Raw genomic sequence first — 21,725 nt, 5'->3', positions numbered from 1 at the left:
GACGGCACAGGGCGGTTGAATATGAGTTACCAGAGATTTTTCTGATAGAAGGGGGACTCACCGTCGGGGAAGTCCGGTTGCACGCAGCCTATGCACAGGGCGTTTTCCACGCACCAGTTCACGCGGTCGTTCCAGCGGCGCAGAGGAGAGTCGCACCAGGCTCCGGGGCCCTTGCAGCCTATGCCGTAGCGGCATCCGGCCTTGTCCGTGAGGCTCCCTGCCATGGTTCCTTCGTCAAACAGATAGAGATAGGGACAGTTTTCGTGCGTGGTGCTGCCGTAGAAAACGCGGGGACGTCCCCATTCGTCGAGTCCTGCGGCCACTTCCTTTACGCCTTCGGCCAGACCGCGTCTTTCCACGGCATCCAGCAGCATGAGAATGGTGCCCACCATCCAGTCGGGATGGGGCGGGCATCCGGGAACGTTGACGACCGGCGTTGCAATGTTCTTTCTGCGGAAAAATTCCTGCATACCCATAGCCCCCGTCACCGCTCCGCGAGCCGCGCTCACCCCTCCGTAGGCGGCGCAGCTGCCCACGGCGAGAACCAGAGCCGCATGGGGAGCGATCCTCTCCAGCGTGGAGGAAAGAGCAAACTCCTCATGTCCGGCTTCGCCTATGACGCAGAATCGTCCGTCCTTATCCTCAGACACCGCGCCTTCCTGAACGAGCACGAAGCCGCCGTCGTTTTCCTCGGCTGAGCGGAGCATGAACTCCATGGCGCCTTCGCCTTCGTCGGCCATGAGCGTGGGATGAAAGTCCATGCGGATGACGTGAAGCAGCACTTCGGCAATGCGCGGATGCAGACTGTTGAGGATGGATACGGAGCAGCCCGTGCAGCCCATGCCCTGAAGCCAGAACACCGGCGGCCGCACGGCCGTGAGCGTTTCGGCAAGCGCTTTTGCCGCGCACGGAGAAAAGGCGCCGGAAACGCCGCCTAGAGCCGCGGCCATGAGGGCGGACTGAAGAAACGTTCGCCTGGAAACAGGCGCCTTTGAGTCGGGTCTGTCTTTGGTCATGAAGATTCCTCCCGCAAAAATTCCGGCCTTCGTCATGAGAGAAGCCTGACGCACTCGTCGTGATACGGCCATGATTTTCCCGGAAGCGAGACGTACACATCATTTAACTTCGCTGCTGCGGGAAAGCTGGGGGACGGTCGGCTCAGAAGGTTCTTGAGGGAGGCAGGGAGAGGGGGCTCTTTTTCCGGCGTATCGCCGCGCGGCGAGACAGCGGTATATGGAGGAAAAGACAGGCGTGCAGGAGTACTATGATGCAGGTTTTTGAAATTATGACTTTTTTATCTTATTGACAATCGTTCTTATTATTGTTATTCAAAAATAACCAGTGATTTTGAGGAGCAAACATGTCCAAGACAAGGATGACGAACCAGCGTCGAATCATTCTTGAGGAACTGCGCAAGGTAGACACTCATCCCACGGTCGATGAGTTGTATGCCATAGTCAAGGCCCGCATGCCGCATATCAGCCTGGGAACTGTGTATCGGAATCTCGATCTTCTGGCTGAGATAGGCGAAGTATTGAAAATAGACTCCGCCGGCAATATGCGTCGTTTTGACGGACGAGTGGAGCCTCATCGCCATGTGCGCTGTCATGTGTGCGGTCGAGTGGCCGATGTGTTCACGGACGGGAAGGATGAGCCGGGTATTGGTTCCCTTCGCGTTCCCGGTTTCAAGATAACCACCGTAAGAGTGGAATACGACGGTATTTGTGAAGAATGCGAGCGAAAGTCTGCCGCTGCGGCGGACGCCATGCAGGAAGCGAACCAGAGGCGCGCCTGCTGACAAGACACCTCTGCCCACTTTAGGAGAATCTTTCATGAAATCTTTGAAGGGTACCCAGACCGAGAAGAACATTCTTACCGCCTTTGCCGGTGAGTCCCAGGCCCGCAACCGCTACACCTACTTTGCCTCTCAGGCCAAGAAGGACGGCTATGTCGAAATGCAGAAGGCCTTTGAAGAGATTGCCAATCAGGAAAAGGAACACGCCAAGCGTCTGTTCAAGTTCCTTGAAGGCGGCAGCGTGGAAATTACGGCCAGCTATCCTGCCGGTGTGATCGGCAGCACTCTCGACAATCTGAAGGCCGCGGCCGCCGGTGAAAATGAGGAATATTCCGACATGTATCCTTCCTTTGCCGATGTTGCCGACGCCGAAGGCTTCCCCGCCATTGCTGCCGTCATGCGCAACATTGCCGTGGCGGAAAAGCATCATGAAGAGCGCTTCCTCGCCTTTGCCGCCGCCATCGAAGCGGGAACCGTGTTCAAGTCCGACAAGCCCCGCGTGTGGCGCTGCCAGAACTGCGGCTATGTGCATGAAGGTCTTGAGGCTCCCGAATCCTGCCCGGCCTGCGCGCATCCCCGCGAATACTTCCAGGCTCTGTAACGACTCTTTGCGCGACGCTCAGCCGGCGTCGGGAAAACAAGCATGTTTTCTGCCTCGCTTCGGATGTCCTCCCATCCTTGTCTGAGGCACGCTTCCGCGTCGTTCTGAGTGCCGGAGTCTCCTTCTTTTCGAGCCGTGTTTCCTCGGCAGTCTCCCTGCCTGGACTTTTGGACGGAAACATAATGTCGTTCAAGCAGTCGTGAGGGAGACTATCCCCCTGCTTCTTCGGAGGCAGGGGGCTTTTTCATGCCTTCCCGCATGGTTCAGAAATACTGCAGACGTATGAGGCTCCTTGATGGAGCATGTCTTCGGCTTTTTCGTGTTCAGGGAGCGGGAGTCTGGCAGGAGGGAGCGTGCTGTTGCAGCGTGGCGGCAGCGTTTTGCCTCTTCGGAGAACTTACGGGATATTTTTCCGCAGAATATGCCGTTTTTTCTCTTGCCAAACAGGGCGAATGAGGGCATATTTTCCGTTGCTGGACCCGTAGCTCAGTTGGTAGAGCCCCCGGCTCATAACCGGATTGTCGTAGGTTCGAGGCCTGCCGGGTCCACCATACATTGTTGAAAAGAAGCGGACAGAACAAAAGTTCTGTCCGCTTCTTTTGTCTTGCTCTGGATAAGCGTTGCGCAGCAACCGATGGAAACATAATGCTTTTTTTGAACAGGCGATTGCGTTTTTTTAAAGTATTGCCGTTTCAGACGGGCATGTCATGCGGAGAATGGCGGCATACCATATTGTTTTCAGGCAGTATGAGGGGGGCGAACGGTATTTTCCGTACGGTGTTGGCGGGAATGGAGAAAAAATGGACTGCATGACTTGGCATTGACGCTTTCTTCAGCAACTGGTGGGGATATTGCGGGGAACGGCAGCGAAGCTGATGACGTGCCGGGCAGAGGAAATGACACGCTGCAGAGCGGGAGGAAAGAACGTCAGTCGGAGCTTTCCAGCCGTGAAACCAGTTCGACCAGAGTTACCTCCAGGCCGTTGGCCAGTTTTTTCATGGTGGCAAGCGTGGGAGAGGACGGATTGCGTCCTTCCAGTTTTTGAAGATATTTATAGTCCACGCCGGCTCTCTGAGCCAGAGCTTCCTGAGTGAGCCCTTTCGCTTTTCTCAGTTTTTTCAAAGCGTTGGCAAAACGAAGGTCAACGGTGTCCATTGACGTAGCATAGGGATTAGTCTATAAAGTAAACACCGTATATATACGGTTAATAATGGACGAAAAAAAAACACTGCTTGTAAAAATAATTATTTGTTTTTATTATTTTTTTGTGTGTTTTTCTCGTCCGTCAGTTCGCTGCTTTGGAGTGGCCCTGGAGGAGACGGGAGTGCCGTCGAAAGCCTTGTCCGTCAGTTTCTTGCCGGGGCGGATGGCTGAGTCAGCATCGTAAAGACTCCTCCCGGTCAGATTGCAAACAGAGTGTACGAAAACGGTCATGAGACATATATGATATACTTTATATTTTCATGTATCGTATGCGTCATGTTATATGTGACGTTTCGTTTTATATTAAAAAATACAAATATATTAAGACCATTAATATGGTTATGGATAGTTTTGACTATTTTTTAACTTCAATTTGTATAGAACAGTCAAGTAATAAATATTTTATATTCTGCAGCGAATGGAAAGATAATAATATTATGCAGAATGAATTTTCAGAAATTTCAGCATTGTCATATATAGAATGTGTGTGTATATCAATATGCATGTTTATTTCAGACAGTAATTATACGCCTAAAGAGAAAATATATATTCTTAAAATTATAAAAAATAATTACAATATAATGAAGAAAATGTATGATAATTATGTAATAACTATTAAATATCCAAAAAGAAGAAGTTTTTTTATTTATAATGAAATAGAAATGACGCAGTGCATTTCATTTGAAAGATTTTTCAGACTTGTTGATGAATTGACATCGTAAATGATTTTGTAATGGATATGCTCTTGTTTCTTTGACAAGTGGAAAACTGTAGTTTTTCTTCTGTGAGGTGACGACGCTTTTCAGCGGATTTTGGCGCATGAACAACAACGGCGTTTTTCCTTTAAGACAAAAAAAGGGGTGGACGCCGGTCGCGTCCGCCCCAGGACCATATGGCTGCCCTGATGACAGGGATCAGATTCTTTCGCAGATTTTTTCGATGAAGCGGGACTTGAGCTGCTTCTGAGCCAGAGAGCGCTTCACGGCAGGCATTTTCAGAATCGCACCGAGCACGCCGGCCAGCAGACGGTGGCTGAAGAGCATGCGGTTGTCGAAGATGAGATCCTGCAGATTTCCTCGTTCGGTGGCCATGACCACGGCTCTGTGAGTGGTGTTGAGAGGCGTGATGGTGCGTTCGGGACGGGGCACGAGGGTAAGGGCGCCGTGATTGCAGCCGCGCGTGCACACGCCGCAGCCGAGGCACAGTTCGGCGTTGAAGTCGATGTACCGGTTGCCGTCGGCATCCCGTTCCAGCGTAAGGGCGTTCACGGGGCAGAGCTGGGCGCAGCGACCGCAGTTTACGCAGGCGGACTCGTTTCTCTGCATGATGAAGTTGGAGTGGATGGTCTGCGTCATCTGGAAGCGTTTCACCGCACCGAGAGCCTCGCAGCAGCAGCCGCAGCAGTTGCAGATGAAGTTCACGCCCTGACGGACGTTTTCGCCGAACTGCACGAGGTTGTGCTCCCAGGCCTGATGCAGAAGCTCCATGCACTCGCTCTTGCTTACTTCGCGCGCATGACCATGCTTGATGAGCGAATGGGCTGCGGTGTTGAAGGTCATGCAGATGTCCATGGGCGCGTCGCAGGCCGTGCCGAGATGCTGCTTTTTGTGTCGGCAGTAGCACATGCTTATGCCGCACTGAGAAGCCGTTTCAATGACGTGCGTGGCCTTTTCCCAGTCGAGGATCTCCATGGCGTAGGGTTCCTTTACCGTGGGCTCCTGCACGAACACCCGGCCGAGGCCGGTATCGCCGGTGACGAAGAGCTCGCGCATGAAGTCCTCTTCCACGTTGATGTACTGGTTGAAGAGCTCGGCAAGGGTTTTCTGGTCGATGTCCTTGCGTACGCGCATCATGGAAAACTCAAAGAATCCGGCCATGGGCGGGGGCAGGCAGTACATCTGTTCGCCATGATTGTCCATATCCACGAGCATGGCGCGGCTCGCCAGGTTATCCAGAATCTTGTGAGCTTCCACTTCGGACATTTTCCAGCGCTTGGCAGCGTCGGCCGCAGTGAAGGGCTTGATGGGCATTTGCGCCACAAGATCGGCTTCCTTTTCCGTGAAGAGCATTTTCAGGATGGAGTAGAGTGTTTCCGATTCCGGCGCGCCCTGGGGAAAGCGGTTGAGTCTGTCGATCATGCGTCCGTAGGCGGACTGTTTTTCAAGCATGAGGTGATGTCCCACAGGCAATCTCCTTGTATGGTGTCGGAGCGAGAGACCAGCCGTTTTCCGACGGGTCGGCCTTGAAGTCGAAAGGGAGGGAAAACGGTTCTGCAATATCGTGACGGGTGGCGATAAAAAACGTCTGCATGATTCTGAACGCGTTGTCACGATACGGGTCATGCGCTCAATTTGGCAGAAGAAGTGTAGCGCGTTGCTGAGAAACATCAAGTCCGTGAACTGTCTTTCAAAATATAACCATGAGGGTTACAATGCTTTTTCAGTGATATGATTTTGTATCAATACGGGGCCTTGTCGTGAGGCATGGCGGAAGAGGCCCAGGGAACCCGGTGTTTGTCAGATTTTTGACGGTCCAGCGGCATGACAGAAAAAAGAATGCCGCGCCAGACAGGGGCACGGCATTCGGACATAACGGGGAAAGGTGTGGGCAGAGGAGTCCGGAGGGTACGGCTCAGGCCTGTCGTTCGTTGCGCACGGCCAGTACCACCACGCTTGCGACAAACCAGACGCAGCAGACGAGAATGATGGTTGCGCCCGTGGCGGTGCCCATCCATGGCTGAACGGAAAGCGCAAGGCCGGTCACGGCTGAGGTCAGGCTCACCACAATGGCCCACCAGAACATGCCTCCGGCGCTGCGGGCGAAATTTCGTGCGGCGGCTGCGGGAACGATGAGCATGGCCGTGACGAGCAGTACGCCCACGCCCCATACCGAGAACATGACCACAAGCGCGAGCAGCGCGGCGAAAAGGTACTCGAAGAGCGCCACGGGCACACGGTGCGCCCGGGCGATGATGCTGCTCGTGCTTGCGTAGAGCAGACGGTTGAAGGCAACGATCTGGAAGAGCACGAAAACAGCAAAGAGTGCGAGCAGCCAGCAGATGTCGGTTTCGGTCATGGTGAGAATGTCGCCGTAGAGAAACTGCTGAAGGTCTCTTGCTATGGTGTTGTTGCGGCTCACCACGGCAAGGCCTGCAGCCACCACGGCGGAGAAGACCACGCCGATGACGGTGTCAGAAGGCAGGGCGCTGAAGCGCTGCATGAACATGATGACAAGACCTACGGCAAGCCCGAAGAGAGGCATGGAAATGTGAGGATTCACGCCCAGAACCAGGCCTATGGCCACTCCTGCAAAGGCGGAATGGCCCACGGCGTCGGAAAAGAAGGCCATGCGGTAGCAGACCACCTGCACGCCGAGAGCCGCCGTCATGGGCGCCAGAAGGACGAGAGCCACAAGCGCCTGCTGCATGAATCGCATGTCCATGCCGTCCAGGGGAAACAGGGAGGCCAGATGGAAAAGCCAGGAAAGATCAATCATGATGCAGTTCTCCGCAGGAAGCAGTATGCCCGCTTCCGGCAGGCATGGCGTGCAGGTGGTCCTGCGCGCAGATAAGTCCCATATGCATGCCGAAAAGTGTCTGCAGAACCTCGCCGGTAAGTACTTTTGCGGGCGGTCCCTGCGCGATGACCCGGCGCTTCAGGCAGATGACGCAGGTGGCGTGATGGGCCACCATGCCCAGATCATGGCTGACCATGATCTGGGTGAATCCCTGACTCTTGCGCAGATCTTCCAGAAGCTCGCAGAAGAGCCGTCCGCCTTCAAAGTCCACGCCGGCCGAGGGCTCGTCGAGCACCAGAAGTTCCGGGTTCTGCTGCAGGGCGAGCGCCAGCAGAACCCGCTGCATTTCACCGCCGGAGAGCGTGCCCACGCGGCGTCGTATAAGATGTGTCGCGTGCACCAGATCCAGCAGATCGCGGGCCTGTTTTCTGGCCTGGCGGGAAATGCCGAGCCACAGGGGGCGCTTTTGTATGCCCATGGACAAAAATTCCGCCACGGTGAAGGGCATGCCTCTGTCGAGGGCCAGCTTCTGTGGCACATAGCCTATGCGCAGCCCCCGGCCCCCGCCGAGAGTGATGTTGCCGCGGTAGTTCACCTCGCCAAGCAGAGCGAGCAGCAGCGTGGTCTTGCCCGCACCGTTGGGACCGATGAGCACGGTGCAGCTGCCGCGGGGCACGGAGGCGTTTACCTGATCAAGAATATTGAGGCCGCTTCGCGTCACGCTTACATGATCGAAGACGATGGCGGGAGCATTGTCATTTTCCAAGAGCTTTCTCCAGCACGCGCAGGTTCTCGCGCATGACTTGTTCATAGTAGTCGGCAGGAGCGTCGACCGGCCCTCCGGCCACGGGGTCCAGGGAAATGCAGGGAATGCCGGCTTCAGCGGCAAGCGTTTTGCCCGTGCGTGCGGGATACTGCGGTTCCGTGATGACGACGGCCGTCTTTTTGTCGCGCATCACGCGCACGAGATCCAGCATTTCCCGGGCGGAAGGCTCCTGTCCTTCATGGGGCTGCACCACAGCATCCACGGTCAGGCCCGTGTCACGGGCCAGATAGCTGAACACGTTGTGCTGCACGGCGATGCCGTGACCGGAAATGCTGCTCCCGAGGGCTGCATAGTCGCCGGCAAGTTTCAGAAGCGGCGTCTGCACGCGCTTTGCGTTGGCCCGGTATATGGAAGCGTGCTCCGGATCCTTTTCGGCAAGCTGCTCGGCCAGTGATTCCGCCATGCGGGCCATCATGGAAGGACTGGCAAAAATGTGCGGGTTTCGGGCGTTCTCGTGCCCCTCGTGCCCGTCGTCACCTTCGGACAGAAGGTTGTCCATGCGGCTTGAAATGTCGATGACGACGGCGTCGTCCTTCATGAGCTGCGACATTTTTGCCGTCTCGCCGAGAAAGCTTTCCAGCCCGAGCCCGTTGATGACGAGGACATCGGCCCGGGCAAGATCGCGTCTTTCCTGCGGCGTCATGGAGTAGTCGTGCGGGCAGCCCGTACCGGCGGGAAGAAGCAGGCCTACGGAGGTGTCGGGCACGTCTCTTGCCACCTGCCTGAGCAGAAGCCATACGGGGAAGACGGAGGCCACAAGTTCCCTGCCGGAAGCAAGAACGGGCGAGACAATGCCCAGTGCAAGGCAGAGCAGAAGAGAAAGAAAGATTTTCATGGGCAATCCTGAAAGGAAGAAGATTCCCGTTGAAGGTGACCGTGCGGCGGCAGGGAAAAAAGAAGCCGGATGGTGTCGTCCGGCATGCCGTGGGAGCGGCCAGAGAACAAAAGAGCTTTAACCTGCCTGTCTGTCAAGTCCCGGAAGGGAAGTCCGGCCCCTGGAGGTGAATGCCAGACCAAATGCGCTCTGCGGGGGATTCGGCGACGAAGTCGGGGCGTTTGAACGGCTGGATGCGGAATATGCGTCCGGCATGCCTGAGTATCGGCTGTTCAGAAAAATTTCCGTATGGCTGCGAGACTTGACGCCTGTTGCGCAGAAGGGGCATCCCGGTCATTCTGCACAGCATGCAGTGAATTTCCCGGTCGGAATGGCTGCCCGGACGCGATCGAAGGACGTATCGTGCAGGCTGCGGGGGCGTTTCGGACGGGGCACTTTCTTTTTCAGTTGCCGAGTGCGTTTTGTGGGGAACCTTGAAGCGTAATCGGCTTTCATCGGCGTCCAGGGAAGCGGGCAGGACTCTCCGGCGAGAAACTCGGAGAGAGGCAGACACAAAAGCAGTGCGGCTTTCGGACGTGATGCCCGGAACCGCACTGCCTGAGAATGAAGAGCGTTCTTCTATCCGCCTATGGCGGACATTCTCTTGTGAGCCACAGGGCCGTGGCTTGCGGCGAGTATTTCCGCACCCACGGGCTTGCGGGCGACCGCGTCGATCATGATACGTTTCACCTCGTCCATGCCCTTTTTACGCATGACGTCGCGTATGGGATACTCTCTGTCGTCGAAGAGGCAGGTGCGCAGATTGCCTTCTGCGGTGAGGCGGAGCCTGTTGCAGGACTGGCAGAAGCTCTGTGTCACTGAAGTGATGAGTCCGAAGCTTCCTTTGGAGACGCGTCCCTTTTCATCCTTCAGCTTCCACAGCTTGGCCGGGCCGCGCTCCTCGGCGGCCTGCCCTTCGTTTTCCTGGCCGTCCTTTCGGCGCAGGGCCACCGGTTCGAGAGTCCAGTGTCTGCGAGCTTCTTCCAGAATGTCGGCGGCGGGCCAGAACAGGTTGTTCGACCAGATGGTGGAATCTCCCATGGGCATGAACTCAATGAAGCGTACGTCCACGGGCCAGTCCATGGCCATGGCGGCCAGAGCTGGCAGCTCGTTGTCGTTGATGCCGCGCATGGCCACGGCGTTGATCTTGAGGGGAATGCCGAGATCGAGCATGCGGTGCATGTTGTCGAGCACCACGGGCAGCATGTCCTTGCCGGTGATGGCGGCGTATTTTTCCCGGTCCAGTGAATCAAGGGACAGATTGACCGAAACGCCTATGTCGCGGAGCGTTTCCAGCGCGGGGGCAAGAAGCGTGCCGTTTGAGGTAAGCTTGAGTGCCACCTGTGGAAATCGCCGGTGTATCTTTATAAGAAAATCGAGAAAGCCTTTTCTGGCAAAAGGCTCGCCGCCGGTAAAGCGCAGCTTGTGCACTCCGAGCTCTATGGCGGCTTCGATGATCTGTTCTATTTCCTCGAAGCGCAGTATGTTTTCATGCGGAATAAACGGAACGCTGTCGTCCCGGCAGTAGCGGCAGCACAGATTGCAGCGGTCCGTCACCGAAATGCGCAGATAGCGTACCGTTCTGCCGTGAGCGTCGGTGAGCGGCGAGGGAAGAGCTTCGTTGGGTTCCGCCATGGCTCAGCTCCTTCCGCAGTCGCTCATGTCGCCGTTCAGCTTTTCCAGCGCATGGGGAAGCACGGGCAGAAGTGCGGCAAGATCTTCCTGCGCAGCAAGGCGACTGCCGGGCAGAGCGATGAGCATGGTGCGGCCGATCGTGCCGGCAAGGCATCGGGAGAGCACGGCGCGAGGCGTGTGGGTCAGGCCTTCGGAGAACATGACCTGTTCAAAGCCCGGCAGGCGGCGATCCAGTACGGGAATGAGAGCCTCGGGCGTGAAGTCGCGCGGGGAAAGTCCGGTGCCTCCCGTGGTCACGATAAGTCCCCAGCCGGAGGCGGCAAGATCCTTCACGAGTTTTCGCAGGGCGCGCGGGTCGTCTGGCAGCAGGAAGAGCTGACTTTTTGCCGGAGAGAGCTCCTTCAGCATGTCGAGAAGCACGGGACCGCTTTCGTCGACGCGCTCGCCGGCGTAGCCCTTGTCGGAAAGGGTGATGCAGGCCACGGCGAGGCCTTTGCCGCTCCATGCCTCGGGCGCGGGCCGGGGGGCGGGCAGAGGCGTATCGTTTACCTCAAAAAGCAGAGGCTCATCGGTCTTGAACAGGCCGCTCTTGCCGCCGGACTTGAGAATAAGACGCACGTCGCGGATGACTACGTCCTTCTGCACGGCCTTGACCATGTCGTAGATGGTGGCCGCCGCCACCTGGGCGGCAACGATGGCTTCCATCTCCACACCGGTGCGGCCGGCGGTGCTGGCCGAAGCTTCGAGAAGAACGGACGGGGGCGTGTCCTGAACCTTGAAGCGTACGTCGACATGGGTGAGAGGCAGAGGGTGGCACATGGGGATGAGTTCGGAGGTTTTCTTGGCCGCCATGATGCCGGCCACCTGCGCAACGGTAAGCACGTCGCCCTTGGGCAGCGCTCTGGCTTTGAGCATGTCCAGCGTGTCGGCGTTCAGTTCCACCACGGCGCGGGCTATGGCCGTGCGCTTCGTTTCCGCCTTGGCGCTCACATCCACCATGCGGGCGTTGCCCGAGGCGTCAATATGGGAGAATTCAGACATGGGAGCCTCGGAATTTACACCTGGGGAAGTACCTGGGGGCGGAAGGAAATACGGAAGCTGTCGCCGGGCTTTACCACGCCGCCCTTGATGATGCGGCAGAACACGCCGCGGCGCGGCATGATGCAGTCACCCACCTGCTGACGTATGGCGCAGCCCAGATGACATTCCTTGCCGATCTGCGTGAGCACCAGTTCAATGTCGTCGCCGATGACGAAGCGGGTACCCACGGGACAGGTGTAGAGTTCCACACCCTCGGTGGTGAGGTTTTCGGCAAAGTCGCCGGGATGAACGTCTGCCCCCATGGAACGCATGTATTCGATGTCTTCCATGGCCAGCAGGCTGAGCTGACGGTGGGTGCCGTCGGCATGGACGTCGCCCTCAACGCCGTGGTTGGCCACAAGCGTCACCTGCGGCTGATTGACTTTCTTTTCTCCCTTGCGGGCACTCGTGGATACGGCAACGATACGCATGATATTCTCCATCCTTGCGGAAAAACGGTTGAGTTGCTGGTGAACTGGCGGCTAGGGTCTTTCGTTGACGATACGTATTTCCCGGGCATGAAGCGCTGCGGGTATGTCTCGGTCGTGCGTGGCGCACACCACGCTTACGCCCTTTTCGCGAAGAGAGCGCACAACATTGAGTATGGCCTTTTCGCTTGCCGCGTCAACATTGGATGTCGGTTCATCGAGTAAAAGTACAGATGGGGAGAGAATAAGTCTGGAGGCGAGGGCGATGCGCTGCCTCTCTCCGCCGGAAAGTTCGCCGGGACCGCGCGAGGCCATGCTTTCCGGATCGGAAAATCCCACGGCCAGCATGCTTTCCCGGTAGCCCCTGTGCTGCTCTTCTGGTCCGAATCCGCGCAGACGCAGCCCGAGAGTCACGTTCCAGAACACGGAAGCCTTCATGAGGTAGGGTTCCTGAAGCAGCAGCGTGACTTCCTTTCTCGGCTCGCTTTCATTGCCGAAGTAGCGCAGCGTGCCCGATGTGGGAGTCTCCAGAAAGGCGAGAAGCCGCAGCAGCGTGGACTTGCCGCTGCCGTTTCTGCCGGTGAGGGCCACGGTCTCGCCCTTTTCCATGAAAAAGGAGGACAGATGGAGCGCGGTGATGCTGCCGTAGCACTTGCGAAGGTCGTGCGCTTCAAAAAGAGTGTTCATGCGCGCCCCTTGTGTCTGAGCCAGGTCAGAAGAAAGTTAACCAGAAAGGCAATGAGAAGAAGCACCAGCCCCAGCGCTATGCCCTGGGCGAATTCCCCCTTGCTTGTTTCCAGCGAAATGGCCGTGGTCATGGTTCTTGTGGAATAGCGGATGTTGCCGCCGAGCATCATGGCCACGCCCACTTCCGTGACCACGCGGCCGAAGGCCGTGACGCATACCATGCCGAGATCGTAACGTATCTCGCGTATGGTGTGCAGAGCGACCTGTGCAGGCGAAGCCCCCAGCGTGAGCAGGGTTTCCCGGCACCGGCTGTCCAGAGTTTCCACGGCCTGCGCCGTCCAGGAAACGACAATGGGCAGGGCCAGAATGCTCTGGCCTATGACCATGCCGGGCACGGTGAAGAGCAGACCGAACTGTCCGAACGGTCCGCGGTAGGTGATGAGCACATAGACAACGAGGCCGATGAGCACCGTGGGGAAAGCCAGAAGCGTGTCGGAAACAAGACGCAGAAGCTTTTTTCCCGGAAAACTGGTGTATCCGAGCAGAAAGCCCAGAGGCAGCCCCAGAACGGTGGCGATGATAAGGGCGCAGCTTGTGGAGGTGAGCGTGGCCTCTATGGCGGAAAATGTGGCGTCGTCCATATGCAGCAGAAGGTTTATGGCCTTCTGCATGCCGTCGCTGAAATATCCCATGATGACCTGCGGAGAAAAAAGGGAACGCGGGCCGGAGCTCCGGCCCGCGCTGCGGCTTACTTGCCGGCGTTGGGGAAGAAGAGCTGCTTGCCTTCCAGCTTGTAGTCTTCAATGAGCTTCTGAGTCTTGGGGTTCACCCACCAGTCTTCGAACTTCACGGCGAGATCCTTCTTGACGTTGGGGCAGAGCTTGGGATTCGTCGTGATGACGCTGTACTGGTTGAAGAGCGCGCTGTCGCCCTGCACGACGATGGCGAGAGGATTGGCCGCGCCCTGCTGGCTTTCGTATTTGATCCAGGTGCCGCGGTCGGTGAGGGCATAGGCGCCCTTTTCGGCGGCGATGGCGAGAGTGGCCATCATGCCCTGACCGGCGGAAATGTAGAAGGGCTCCTTGTCGGGCTTCAGGTTGAACTTCTTCCACAGATTGAGTTCGGCGGAATGGGTGCCGGACTTGTCGCCGCGGCTGACGAAGCCGGCCTTGGCGTCATAGATGGCCTTCAGCGCTTCGCCGGTGGTTTTGCCCGCAATCTTGGCGGGGTCGGACTTGGGACCGACGATGACGAAGTCATTGTACATGACCTGACGGCGGTCGATGCCGTAGCCGTCGTCGATGAACTTCTTTTCCACGTCGGGAGCGTGGACGAGCAGCACGTCGGCGTCGCAGTTCTTGGAGATTTCAAGAGCCTTGCCGGTGCCTACGGCCACCCACTTGAGGTCGATGCCGGTTTCCTGCTTGAACACGGGCGCGACGTATTCCAGCAGACCGGAATCCTGAGTGCTGGTGGTCGTGGCCATCATGAGGGTGTCGGCAGCCTGCACGGGAAGCGCGCAGGAGAGCGAGAGCAGGGCTCCGAAAAGGAATTTGCCGAAATGGTTCATGGATATGCTCCTTGTTATGGTTGCGGCCCTTCGGAAGTGAAGAGCCGGCGTTGTCAATCCGTGGAAAGGGTCACGGCCCGCGCGGGGAAGCTCAGATAGACCCGGCTGTCCTGGCGGACGCGAAGGCGCGCAAGATGCGCGGTTTCCTGCACTGTGTTCAGTCTCGTTCCGTCGGCGAGTTCCAGCACGAGGAATGACTCCACCGTGTCCTGATGCAGGGCGGCCACTGTGGCCCGTACCGGCCCCTGAAGGGCCAGAGGCGCTTTTTCCGAAGAGAGGACTATCATCTCCGGATCGACTCGGACCGTGGCTACCTGATTGATATGCAGCTCCGAGTTCAAAAACTGCCTCACGTCACATCTGGCCGTGATGACGAGATCGGAAAAGGTGGTGACTTCCACGCTGGCCGCCCGCATGCCCGTGCGTATGTTCGTGATGATGCCGATGAAGGCATTGTCCGTCTCCTCATCCATTGCCGGTCTGCCTGCGGAACTGTTTTTTACGATACGTTTGGCCTCCCCTCCGGCAAAGTCCAGAAATTCCGCAATCTGTGCCGTTTTCTGCTGTCCGAGATAGGCCTGAACCACGTTGAACGGCACGTGCAGCTCCAGAAGTTCCAGACCTCTCGCGTAGCGTATGGCGCGCGGTCCCGCCATGCCCGGGATCAGCCCCATGCCTTCGGCCACGGCGTAGAACTTCCTGCGGACAAAGCCCTGGTCGAAGTGAAGAAAGGATTCGCTTTCGGCCTCGGGAAGGCTGAGTATGCGCCGGATGTGCTTCATGCACGTGACAGGCAGAAGCACGTCCCGGCCGCCGGGGTCGGGAACGTGTACCATGCCCGTCACCGTGTCCACGTCCTGCCGCACGTTCAGGCTCAGCGCCTCGCCGAGTCTGAGACCTCCGTAGCGGATGAGCAGGAAAAGCAGATGAAGCCTTGCACGGACGATTTTTTTTGCCGTGGTCGTGGCTTCCTTTTCCCATGCCTCCCAGCGGATCGTGAGCTGTTCAAGCAGGCTTCTGGTCAGATGTTCCTGAGACAAGATGCACTTCGTCGTTTATCCGTTCCGCCCCAAGGAAATCACGGGACGGGAGCAGTTATGAAATCATGCCGTTTCATAAGTGACATAAAACGGTCATGGTGTATACACTGTGAAAAAATGTTCGTTGTTTAATTATGAAATGAATCGCATGGGACAGATTCGCATTTCAATATAACGCAAAATTTTTTCATGAGCAATACTGAAATGGGGAAATTGTCACTGAACGGCTTTTTATTTCAAAATTATCATATTTTTTTTCAGGGTGATTGCGCGAAAAATGAAATATTGCCAAAAGGTCTCGGGTTTGGCGCCGAGCGTGAAGCTAGGAACGGCTTTTCTTTTTCCTTCAAAAGTCTATACTCCGCACAGTATCATTCCATTTACCCGGGAGAAGTCATGAAGTCCTTTCTTACCCTGAAATCGGTGGACGAGGTGCTGTCGCTCGTCAAGACCTTTGAGCCTCTTGAAGAGGAAAGCGTTCCGCTGGACGATTGCGCGGGGCGCTGCCTTGCGCGGGACTGGACGGCGCCCGAAGATCTGCCGGGCTTCGACCGCTCCACAGTGGACGGGTATGCCGTCCGGGCTCGGGACGTGTTCGGCGCGCAGGAAGGCTCTCCCGCGCTTCTGGAGTGTGTGGGCGACTGCCCCATGGGAAAGGCTCCGGACTTTTCGCTTGCGCCGGGACAGACGGCGCGCATACTCACGGGCGGCATGCTGCCCGAGGGCGCGGACTGTGTGGTCATGGTGGAATATTCCCGTCCTGCGGGCGGCAGTCTGGTGGAGCTCGTGCGGACGCAGGCGCCGGGCGACCATGTACTTGAACACGATGAGGACGCCGCCGCAGGAAAAACGCTCATCGCTGCCGGACGGCGTCTGCGTCCGCAGGAAATAGGTCTGCTTGCGGCTCTTGGTCAGGTACGCGTGCCGGTGACGAGGCTGCCGCGCGTGGCCATTCTTTCGACGGGAGACGAGGTTGTCCCCTTTGACGAGAAGCCTCTTCCCGGGCAGGTGCGCGACGTGAACTCCCATTCCCTTGCTGCGCTGTGCCGTCAGGAGGGCGCGTGCGTGCGCTTTGAGGGGCTTGTCCGCGACGACGTGGCAAAGCTGGAAGCGTCTGTTCGTCACGCTCTGGACTGGGCCGACGTGGTGCTGCTTTCGGGCGGCTCCTCGGCGGGCATGCGGGATCATACCGTGGACATTTTTCTTTCCATGCCCGGAGGGGAGCTGCTGGTTCACGGAGCGGCCATCAGTCCCGGCAAGCCGTTTATCCTTGCCCGTTCCGGCAAAAAGTGCCTTATGGGACTTCCCGGGCACGTTTCGAGCGCTCTCGTATGCGCAAGAGTCTTTCTTGCGCCGCTTCTCCGCCATCTTCAGGGGATGGAGGAGCCTGTCCCCGCAGGCGTACGGGCCGTACTCTCCCGGGGCGTGGCCTCGGCGCAGGGCCGCAGAGACTTCATACGCGTGAAGCTCTCTCGCTCTGGAGATGGCTGGACGGCTGAGCCCCTCACCGCGCCTTCAGGACTCATTTCCGGCCTCGTGGAGGCCGACGCTCTTGTAGTCTGCCCGGAAAACAGTGAAGGACTGTACGCCGGACAGGAAGTGTTTGCAGAGCTTCTGCGCTGAGGCTCCGTCCCGCCCCCTGTCGGATGCCGCAGCACGGCTGTCCTTTCCGTAAGGCGGCTTTCTGCTTTTTCCCGTTCGACCGGCAGAGGCGCCGGTTCTTTCGGCGCAGGGCCGGACGGCGAGAGAGGCGACGGCGTTTCTGCCGCTCTGCCGTGAATAGACTGTCATCATGGCGCGCTGCGCCAGGAGAGAACATATGCCAAGACATACCTATCTTACGATGAAGACTCCCGACGAAGCCCGGGAACTCTGGTTCGCCCGCACGGATGCGCTTGAGGCGGAACTTTCCGAAGAGGAAGTCCCGCTTTCCGCCGCGCTGCATCGCGTGCTTTCCCGTCCCGTGGAGGCGAGGCGTTCCTCGCCTGCGTTTCACGGCGCGGCCATGGACGGCGTGGCCGTGAAGGCCGAGGATACGTTCACGGCCTCCGCCCGCAGACCGCTGCGTCTGGAAATCGGCAAAAACGCCTTCTGGATCAATACCGGTCACCTTATGCCCGAAGGCTGCAACGCCGTGATCATGGTGGAGCATCTCAATGTGGAGGAAGGCGGAAAGTACGTAGTCACGGAAAAGGCCGCCTTTCCCTGGCAGCATGTGCGCAAGCTCGGTGAAGACATGGTGGCTACGGAGATCATTCTTGCGCCGGGCGTGGTCGTTGGGCCGTACGAACTCGGCGCTCTGGCCGCAGCAGGCGTAACCCGTCCTTCCGTGTTCCGCAGGCCCGAGGTGGCCATCATACCCAGCGGTTCGGAAATCGTGGCTCTCGACGAGGCGAAGGAAGAGGATCTTCGATCCGGGCGCGCTCTGCCGGAATTCAACTCCCTCATTTTTTCCGCCATGGTTGAGGAGGCGGGCGGTCATGCCCGCGTGTGCCCCATTGTGCCCGATGACGTGGAGCTCATCCGCGCGGCCATAGCTTCGGCCGTGGAGGGCGGGGCGGATCTTGTCATCATGAACGCGGGTTCATCCGCAGGAAGTCATGATTACACGGCCGACGTCATTGCCGGCATGGGCGAGCTTCTGGTGCACGGCGTGGCCGTCATGCCGGGCAAGCCCACGGCGCTCGGCATTGTGGAGTCCGGGGGACGCAGGGTACCTGTCATCGGCACGCCGGGCTATCCGGTATCCGCCATCGTGGCCATGGAGGAATTCGCACTTCCGCTGCTTGCCCGCTGGCAGAAGCGGGGCATCAGGCATCGTGAGTCCGTTTCCGTCATTCCCTGCAATCCCATACCTTCGCGTCCCGGCATGGAGGAGAGGCTTCGCGTGAAGCTCGGCATGGTGGACGGAACCTGTTACGCCGTCACGCTTCCCCGCGGGGCAGGCACCGTGACCAGCCTTTCCCGTGCGGACGCCGTCATTCCCATAGAGCGCGACCGCGAGGGGCTTGACGCGGGAGTGCCCGTGCGCGCGGAGCTGCTTCGTACCCGGGAGGAGATAGAGGGCGCGCTGCTCGCCGTGGGCAGTCATGACAATACGCTGGATCTCATCGACAGCATGCTGAGACGAAAGCATCCGGGCTTCCGGCTGACCTCGGCTCACGTAGGTTCTCTCGGCGGTCTTCTCGCGCTTCAGCGAGGCCAGTGTCATCTGGCAGGCAGCCATCTGCTCGACGAGGAGAGCGGCGTGTACAACCGACGGGCCATTCAGGAGAACTTGAAGGGAGTGCCCGCCATGCTGGTGCAGCTTGTGGATCGCGAGCAGGGCATCATGGTACTGCCCGGCAATCCGAAGCATATCGTGTCCTTCGAGGATTTGTGCCGCGAGGACGTGCAGTTCATCAACCGGCAGAGAGGCAGCGGCACGCGCGTGCTTCTTGACTACGAGCTTAAAAAGCGCGGACTGTCGCCAGCACGCATACAGGGCTACCGCGACGAGGAATACACGCACATGAACGTGGCGGCCGCCGTGCTTTCCGGTCGTGCCGACGCGGGGCTCGGCGTGCGCTCAGCGGCTGCGGCCCTCGGGCTGGACTTCATTTCCGTAGGCGTGGAGGAGTACGATCTCGTCATTCCGAAGCGCTATGCGGAGGATGCGCGCATTCTGGCTCTTCTTGACGTCATCCGTTCCGACGAGTTCAAAAAAAGCGTCCAGGAAATGGGCGGATACGGCACGGACAGAACCGGGGAGATCATCTGGGAATACGACGGAAAATAACGGAAGAGACGCTCGTCTTTCTGCGTTACCAGGGCCGTGGGGAGCGGGCTCTTTCCTTGTTTTGCCGCCCCCTCCTGTGCCCGGTCCCGCAGAAAAACGTGGGCGTGCACGATGCCACATTAAAAAGGTTCCGACGTCTGAACTTCAGACCTCGGAACCATGGGGAAAAGACCGTCTGAAAAAGCCTTCGGGAAGCGTTCGTGCGGATTTCTGGACAGGAAAGTCTTCCCGAAGGCTTGCCGCAGAACGGGAAAATGCGGAGAGAGGGGCCTCTTTTGGCAAACTCCCCTGTGGATGATACTCGTCAGGAATCGGCCTGCGAGTTTTTGCTGGGACTGACGTATTTCTTCATGGCCAGGCTGCACTTGCCGGTCTTGATTTTGCGCGGCGTGGTCGCATTTTCGGAAAGCTGCACGCTTGCAGGCAGGCAGGAACGGATGATGTCGAAGGTTCCGTCCTTTTTCCATGCCGTAAAGCGTCGCCATGCCGTGACATAGCTGCCCATGTCGCGGGGCAGGTCGCTCCAGCGGCAGCCTGTGGTAAGGACATAGAGAACGGCTTCGAGCGTTTCGCGGTCGCTCTTGCGGGGGCGTCCTACTTTCTTGCCCCGGGCGAGAAACGGCTCTATGCGTCTCCATTGCTGATCGCTGATGAATGCCATGCCGTGATCCTTTATTTGATGATGTGTTTTTTCGGTTCAGACGGAAAAGGAAAGGGGTTCCAGTTCTGGAATGGAAAGGTCGAGATGAAAAAGCTTTCCGCCGTCATTTTTGTTCATGCAGAGCCACCGCATGAGAAGAGATACCATAAGAGTGGCGGTGCCTGCTACTGTGAGCACGTGAGTATTCATGGCGGTGCCTTCCAGATTTCCTGAAACTTCGCCGGGATACACTCTGGAGAAGGGCAAGGCGAAGGAACTGTCGAAAAGGGCGAGGCCTTCGTTTCTCGCCACGGAACCCTGCACGCAGGGAACACCGGCCTTCTCGGCCTCGTGTTCCAGCATTTTTTTTCTGGCCACGGAATCAAGGCAGTCCATGACCGCGTCCACGCCCCTGAGCAGGCTGGGAAGGTTGCTTTCGTCCAAGGCAACGGCATGAGCTTCAACGTTCATGTAGGAGGCGAGCTCCAGCAGGCCTTCGCGGCAGGCTTCCGCCTTGAGACGACCGAGAGTTTTTTCCGTACAGAAGTGCTGGCGGTTGAGATTGCTTTCCTCAAATCTGTCGGGGTCGCAGAGTACCAGATTTCCTGCGCCCATGCGTGCCAGAAGTTCGGCCACGTGTCCGCCGAGGCCTCCGCATCCGGCCACAAGAATTCTGGCGGAGAGCAGACGGGAGAGCGACTGCGCGGAAAAGGCTCCCCTGCAGCGACTGAAACGTTCCGGCCAGAGATCGCGGGAAAGTAGCTCCGCCATGACGGCGCGCTCCGTCATTCCCGTTTTCTCGGACAGAAGACGTATGCCCGCTCTGGACACGTCCGTTTCGTCCGCTCTTCGGGTGAGGAAAGGCTCGATTGCTTTCAGCAGCGTCTGTGTGTCCGGAAGACTGGCCATTTAACCTCCTCCCACGGCGGGGAAGTAGGCTACACGGTCTCCGTCGTGCACGACGCTGTCGAGTTCGCTCTGGCGACTGTTGATCATGATGATCTTGATTTCCTCCAGAGGAATGCCGATGCGCGCGGCCAGGTCGCCCGCCGTGACGGATTCTTCACCGTTCTCCAGGGAGACGGAGAGGCCCGTTTCCGGATCGTAGCCGGGAACCATGTCGCGCAGAGTTGTGCTCAGTTTTATCAGTATGCTCATGGTCGGAAGGTCCCGCGCGGAGAGGCTCCGCGCGGGACGGACAAAGGTTACTTCTTTATCCAGTTGAAGGTGGTCTGCAGTTCTTCAGGCGTGAAGTCGAAGGTGGTGTTGTGAGGCGCCACGGGCTCGTCGGTGAAGAAGTCGGGCAGATGGTCGGCGGCTTCGGTGATGCCGGCACGACGGTTGAAGTCGATTTCGGTGGACAGAATGCGCTGACCGAGGGTGACCACGTCATCGCCGGTAAGCTTCCAGCCGAACTTGGCGTTCAGCATGTCCACGATGGCCGCAAGAGCGTCCGGAATGTCGAGGATGGCGAAGGCCGTGAACAGGCACAGGCCCACGCTGTCCACGGAAGCCGTGGCAATCTGCAGGTTGCGGGAAAGCTCGATCTGACCGTCCTTCTTGAGCGGATCGACCTTGCCGCCGCAGGAGAGAATGTTGGCGGTCACCGCGTAGCCGGCGGTGTGGTCCGCGCCCATGGGGGTGGTGGCGTAGGTGACGCCCACGCCCTTGACCGCACGGGGATCATAGGCGGGCAGGCTCTGACCCTTGACGCAGGGCACTCTTCTCACGCCGAACACACGGCCCGTGGTGGCCGTGCCGCAGCCGATGATGCGGCCGAGCGGGGTGCCTTCGCTGATGCCCTTCATCGCTTCCATGACGGCCTTGCCGTCGCCGAGCGGAATGCCGCCGCCGGCCATGGCCACGCCGACGGCCACGCCGACGTCAATGGTGTCCACGCCGATGTCGTCGCACATGTGGTCGAAGGTGCAGATGAGGTCGAGGTCGTCGATGTTGCTGTGGGGGCCGAAGCACCACAGGGTTTCATATTCCGGCCACTTGCTCTTGAACTTGCCCTGGGCGTCGGGGAAAATGCCGCTGCAGCGGATGATG

General features: G+C 58.2%; 21 protein-coding genes and 1 tRNA gene. 5 read left to right on the top strand and 17 right to left on the bottom strand.

The genetic code is table 11. From position 1 onward, the window contains the following. Positions 1-26 precede the first annotated feature (26 nt). Entirely contained in the window at positions 27-1,016 is a 990-nt protein-coding gene (locus Q0J81_RS01725; RefSeq protein ID WP_294445687.1) for a hydrogenase small subunit, read from the bottom strand. A 344-nt stretch (positions 1,017-1,360) separates the two neighbouring features. Here Q0J81_RS01725 and Q0J81_RS01720 point away from each other — a divergent pair, with 344 nt between their 5' ends. The 3 genes from Q0J81_RS01720 to Q0J81_RS01710 all read left to right on the top strand — a co-directional run bounded on the left by Q0J81_RS01720 (position 1,361) and on the right by Q0J81_RS01710 (position 2,947). After that, entirely contained in the window at positions 1,361-1,798 is a 438-nt protein-coding gene (locus Q0J81_RS01720; RefSeq protein WP_294445686.1) for a Fur family transcriptional regulator, read from the top strand. Between the two features lie 34 nt (positions 1,799-1,832). Further along, complete coding sequence (rbr, locus tag Q0J81_RS01715; protein WP_294445685.1) at positions 1,833-2,396, top strand: rubrerythrin; 564 nt, start codon at positions 1,833-1,835, stop codon at positions 2,394-2,396. Positions 2,397-2,871: 475 nt separating this feature from the next. Next, a tRNA-Ile gene (locus Q0J81_RS01710) sits at positions 2,872-2,947 on the top strand. Between the two features lie 376 nt (positions 2,948-3,323). On the opposite strand, the gene Q0J81_RS01705 is transcribed toward Q0J81_RS01710, so the two are convergent. From Q0J81_RS01705 to Q0J81_RS01650, 12 genes are all read right to left on the bottom strand, one after another. After that, positions 3,324-3,551 carry a helix-turn-helix transcriptional regulator gene (locus tag Q0J81_RS01705; protein ID WP_294445684.1) on the bottom strand — a complete coding sequence of 76 codons (228 nt, stop codon included), beginning with the start codon at positions 3,549-3,551 and terminating at the stop codon, positions 3,324-3,326. A 962-nt stretch (positions 3,552-4,513) separates the two neighbouring features. Beyond that, a complete protein-coding gene (locus Q0J81_RS01700) occupies positions 4,514-5,767 on the bottom strand; it encodes a 4Fe-4S dicluster domain-containing protein (protein ID WP_294445683.1) in 1,254 nt (417 codons plus the stop codon). Between the two features lie 463 nt (positions 5,768-6,230). Then, a complete protein-coding gene (locus Q0J81_RS01695) occupies positions 6,231-7,094 on the bottom strand; it encodes a metal ABC transporter permease (protein ID WP_294445682.1) in 864 nt (287 codons plus the stop codon). Continuing rightward, on the bottom strand, positions 7,087-7,881 hold the full coding sequence (locus Q0J81_RS01690) for a metal ABC transporter ATP-binding protein (protein ID WP_294445681.1): 795 nt from the start codon (positions 7,879-7,881) through the stop codon (positions 7,087-7,089). The genes Q0J81_RS01695 and Q0J81_RS01690 overlap by 8 nt, the downstream gene beginning before the upstream one ends. Further along, on the bottom strand, positions 7,871-8,776 hold the full coding sequence (locus tag Q0J81_RS01685; protein ID WP_294445680.1) for a metal ABC transporter substrate-binding protein: 906 nt from the start codon (positions 8,774-8,776) through the stop codon (positions 7,871-7,873). Before Q0J81_RS01685 ends, Q0J81_RS01690 begins: the two co-directional genes overlap by 11 nt. Before the next feature lie 618 nt (positions 8,777-9,394). After that, entirely contained in the window at positions 9,395-10,450 is a 1,056-nt protein-coding gene (gene moaA / locus Q0J81_RS01680; protein ID WP_294445679.1) for a GTP 3',8-cyclase MoaA, read from the bottom strand. A gap of 3 nt (positions 10,451-10,453) precedes the next feature. Then, positions 10,454-11,491, bottom strand: coding sequence for a bifunctional molybdenum cofactor biosynthesis protein MoaC/MoaB (gene moaCB, locus Q0J81_RS01675; RefSeq protein WP_294445678.1), 1,038 nt, complete (start codon positions 11,489-11,491; stop codon positions 10,454-10,456). Positions 11,492-11,505: 14 nt separating this feature from the next. After that, positions 11,506-11,961, bottom strand: a complete 456-nt coding sequence (locus tag Q0J81_RS01670) for an MOSC domain-containing protein (protein ID WP_294445677.1) — start codon at positions 11,959-11,961, stop codon at positions 11,506-11,508. 51 nt (positions 11,962-12,012) lie between these two features. After that, complete coding sequence (locus Q0J81_RS01665) at positions 12,013-12,645, bottom strand: ABC transporter ATP-binding protein (protein ID WP_294445675.1); 633 nt, start codon at positions 12,643-12,645, stop codon at positions 12,013-12,015. Beyond that, a complete protein-coding gene (locus tag Q0J81_RS01660; protein ID WP_294445674.1) occupies positions 12,642-13,337 on the bottom strand; it encodes an ABC transporter permease in 696 nt (231 codons plus the stop codon). Before Q0J81_RS01660 ends, Q0J81_RS01665 begins: the two co-directional genes overlap by 4 nt. 56 nt (positions 13,338-13,393) lie before the next feature. Then, the gene (locus Q0J81_RS01655) at positions 13,394-14,215 is read right to left on the bottom strand and encodes a substrate-binding domain-containing protein (RefSeq protein ID WP_294445673.1); all 822 of its coding nucleotides are present in this window, start codon (positions 14,213-14,215) and stop codon (positions 13,394-13,396) included. A 53-nt stretch (positions 14,216-14,268) separates the two neighbouring features. Next, positions 14,269-15,255: a transporter gene (locus tag Q0J81_RS01650; protein WP_294445672.1), complete on the bottom strand. Its 987-nt coding sequence runs from the start codon at positions 15,253-15,255 to the stop codon at positions 14,269-14,271. 396 nt (positions 15,256-15,651) lie between these two features. On the opposite strand from Q0J81_RS01650, the gene glp reads away from it, so the two are divergent. Both glp and Q0J81_RS01640 read left to right on the top strand, forming a co-directional pair. Next, positions 15,652-16,878: a gephyrin-like molybdotransferase Glp gene (gene glp / locus Q0J81_RS01645; RefSeq protein WP_294445671.1), complete on the top strand. Its 1,227-nt coding sequence runs from the start codon at positions 15,652-15,654 to the stop codon at positions 16,876-16,878. Between the two features lie 196 nt (positions 16,879-17,074). After that, positions 17,075-19,033 carry a molybdopterin biosynthesis protein gene (locus Q0J81_RS01640; RefSeq protein WP_294445670.1) on the top strand — a complete coding sequence of 653 codons (1,959 nt, stop codon included), beginning with the start codon at positions 17,075-17,077 and terminating at the stop codon, positions 19,031-19,033. A gap of 304 nt (positions 19,034-19,337) precedes the next feature. Here the strand turns inward: Q0J81_RS01640 and Q0J81_RS01635 are convergent, their stop codons facing one another. The 4 genes from Q0J81_RS01635 to Q0J81_RS01620 all read right to left on the bottom strand — a co-directional run. Further along, a complete protein-coding gene (locus Q0J81_RS01635; protein ID WP_294445668.1) occupies positions 19,338-19,694 on the bottom strand; it encodes a transposase in 357 nt (118 codons plus the stop codon). A gap of 36 nt (positions 19,695-19,730) precedes the next feature. Further along, complete coding sequence (locus tag Q0J81_RS01630; protein WP_294445666.1) at positions 19,731-20,582, bottom strand: ThiF family adenylyltransferase; 852 nt, start codon at positions 20,580-20,582, stop codon at positions 19,731-19,733. Continuing rightward, entirely contained in the window at positions 20,583-20,831 is a 249-nt protein-coding gene (locus tag Q0J81_RS01625) for a MoaD/ThiS family protein (protein WP_294445665.1), read from the bottom strand. It lies immediately after the preceding gene. Positions 20,832-20,878: 47 nt separating this feature from the next. Further along, a partial coding sequence (locus Q0J81_RS01620; protein WP_294445664.1) for an aldehyde ferredoxin oxidoreductase C-terminal domain-containing protein occupies positions 20,879-21,725 on the bottom strand: 847 nt, incomplete at its 5' end.

It is taken from the genome of uncultured Mailhella sp. (genome assembly GCF_944324575.1).
Taxonomy (GTDB): Bacteria; Desulfobacterota; Desulfovibrionia; order Desulfovibrionales; family Desulfovibrionaceae; genus Mailhella.
Note: the sequence above shows the minus strand (reverse complement) of the source record. Positions and strands in the feature narration are given on the sequence as shown.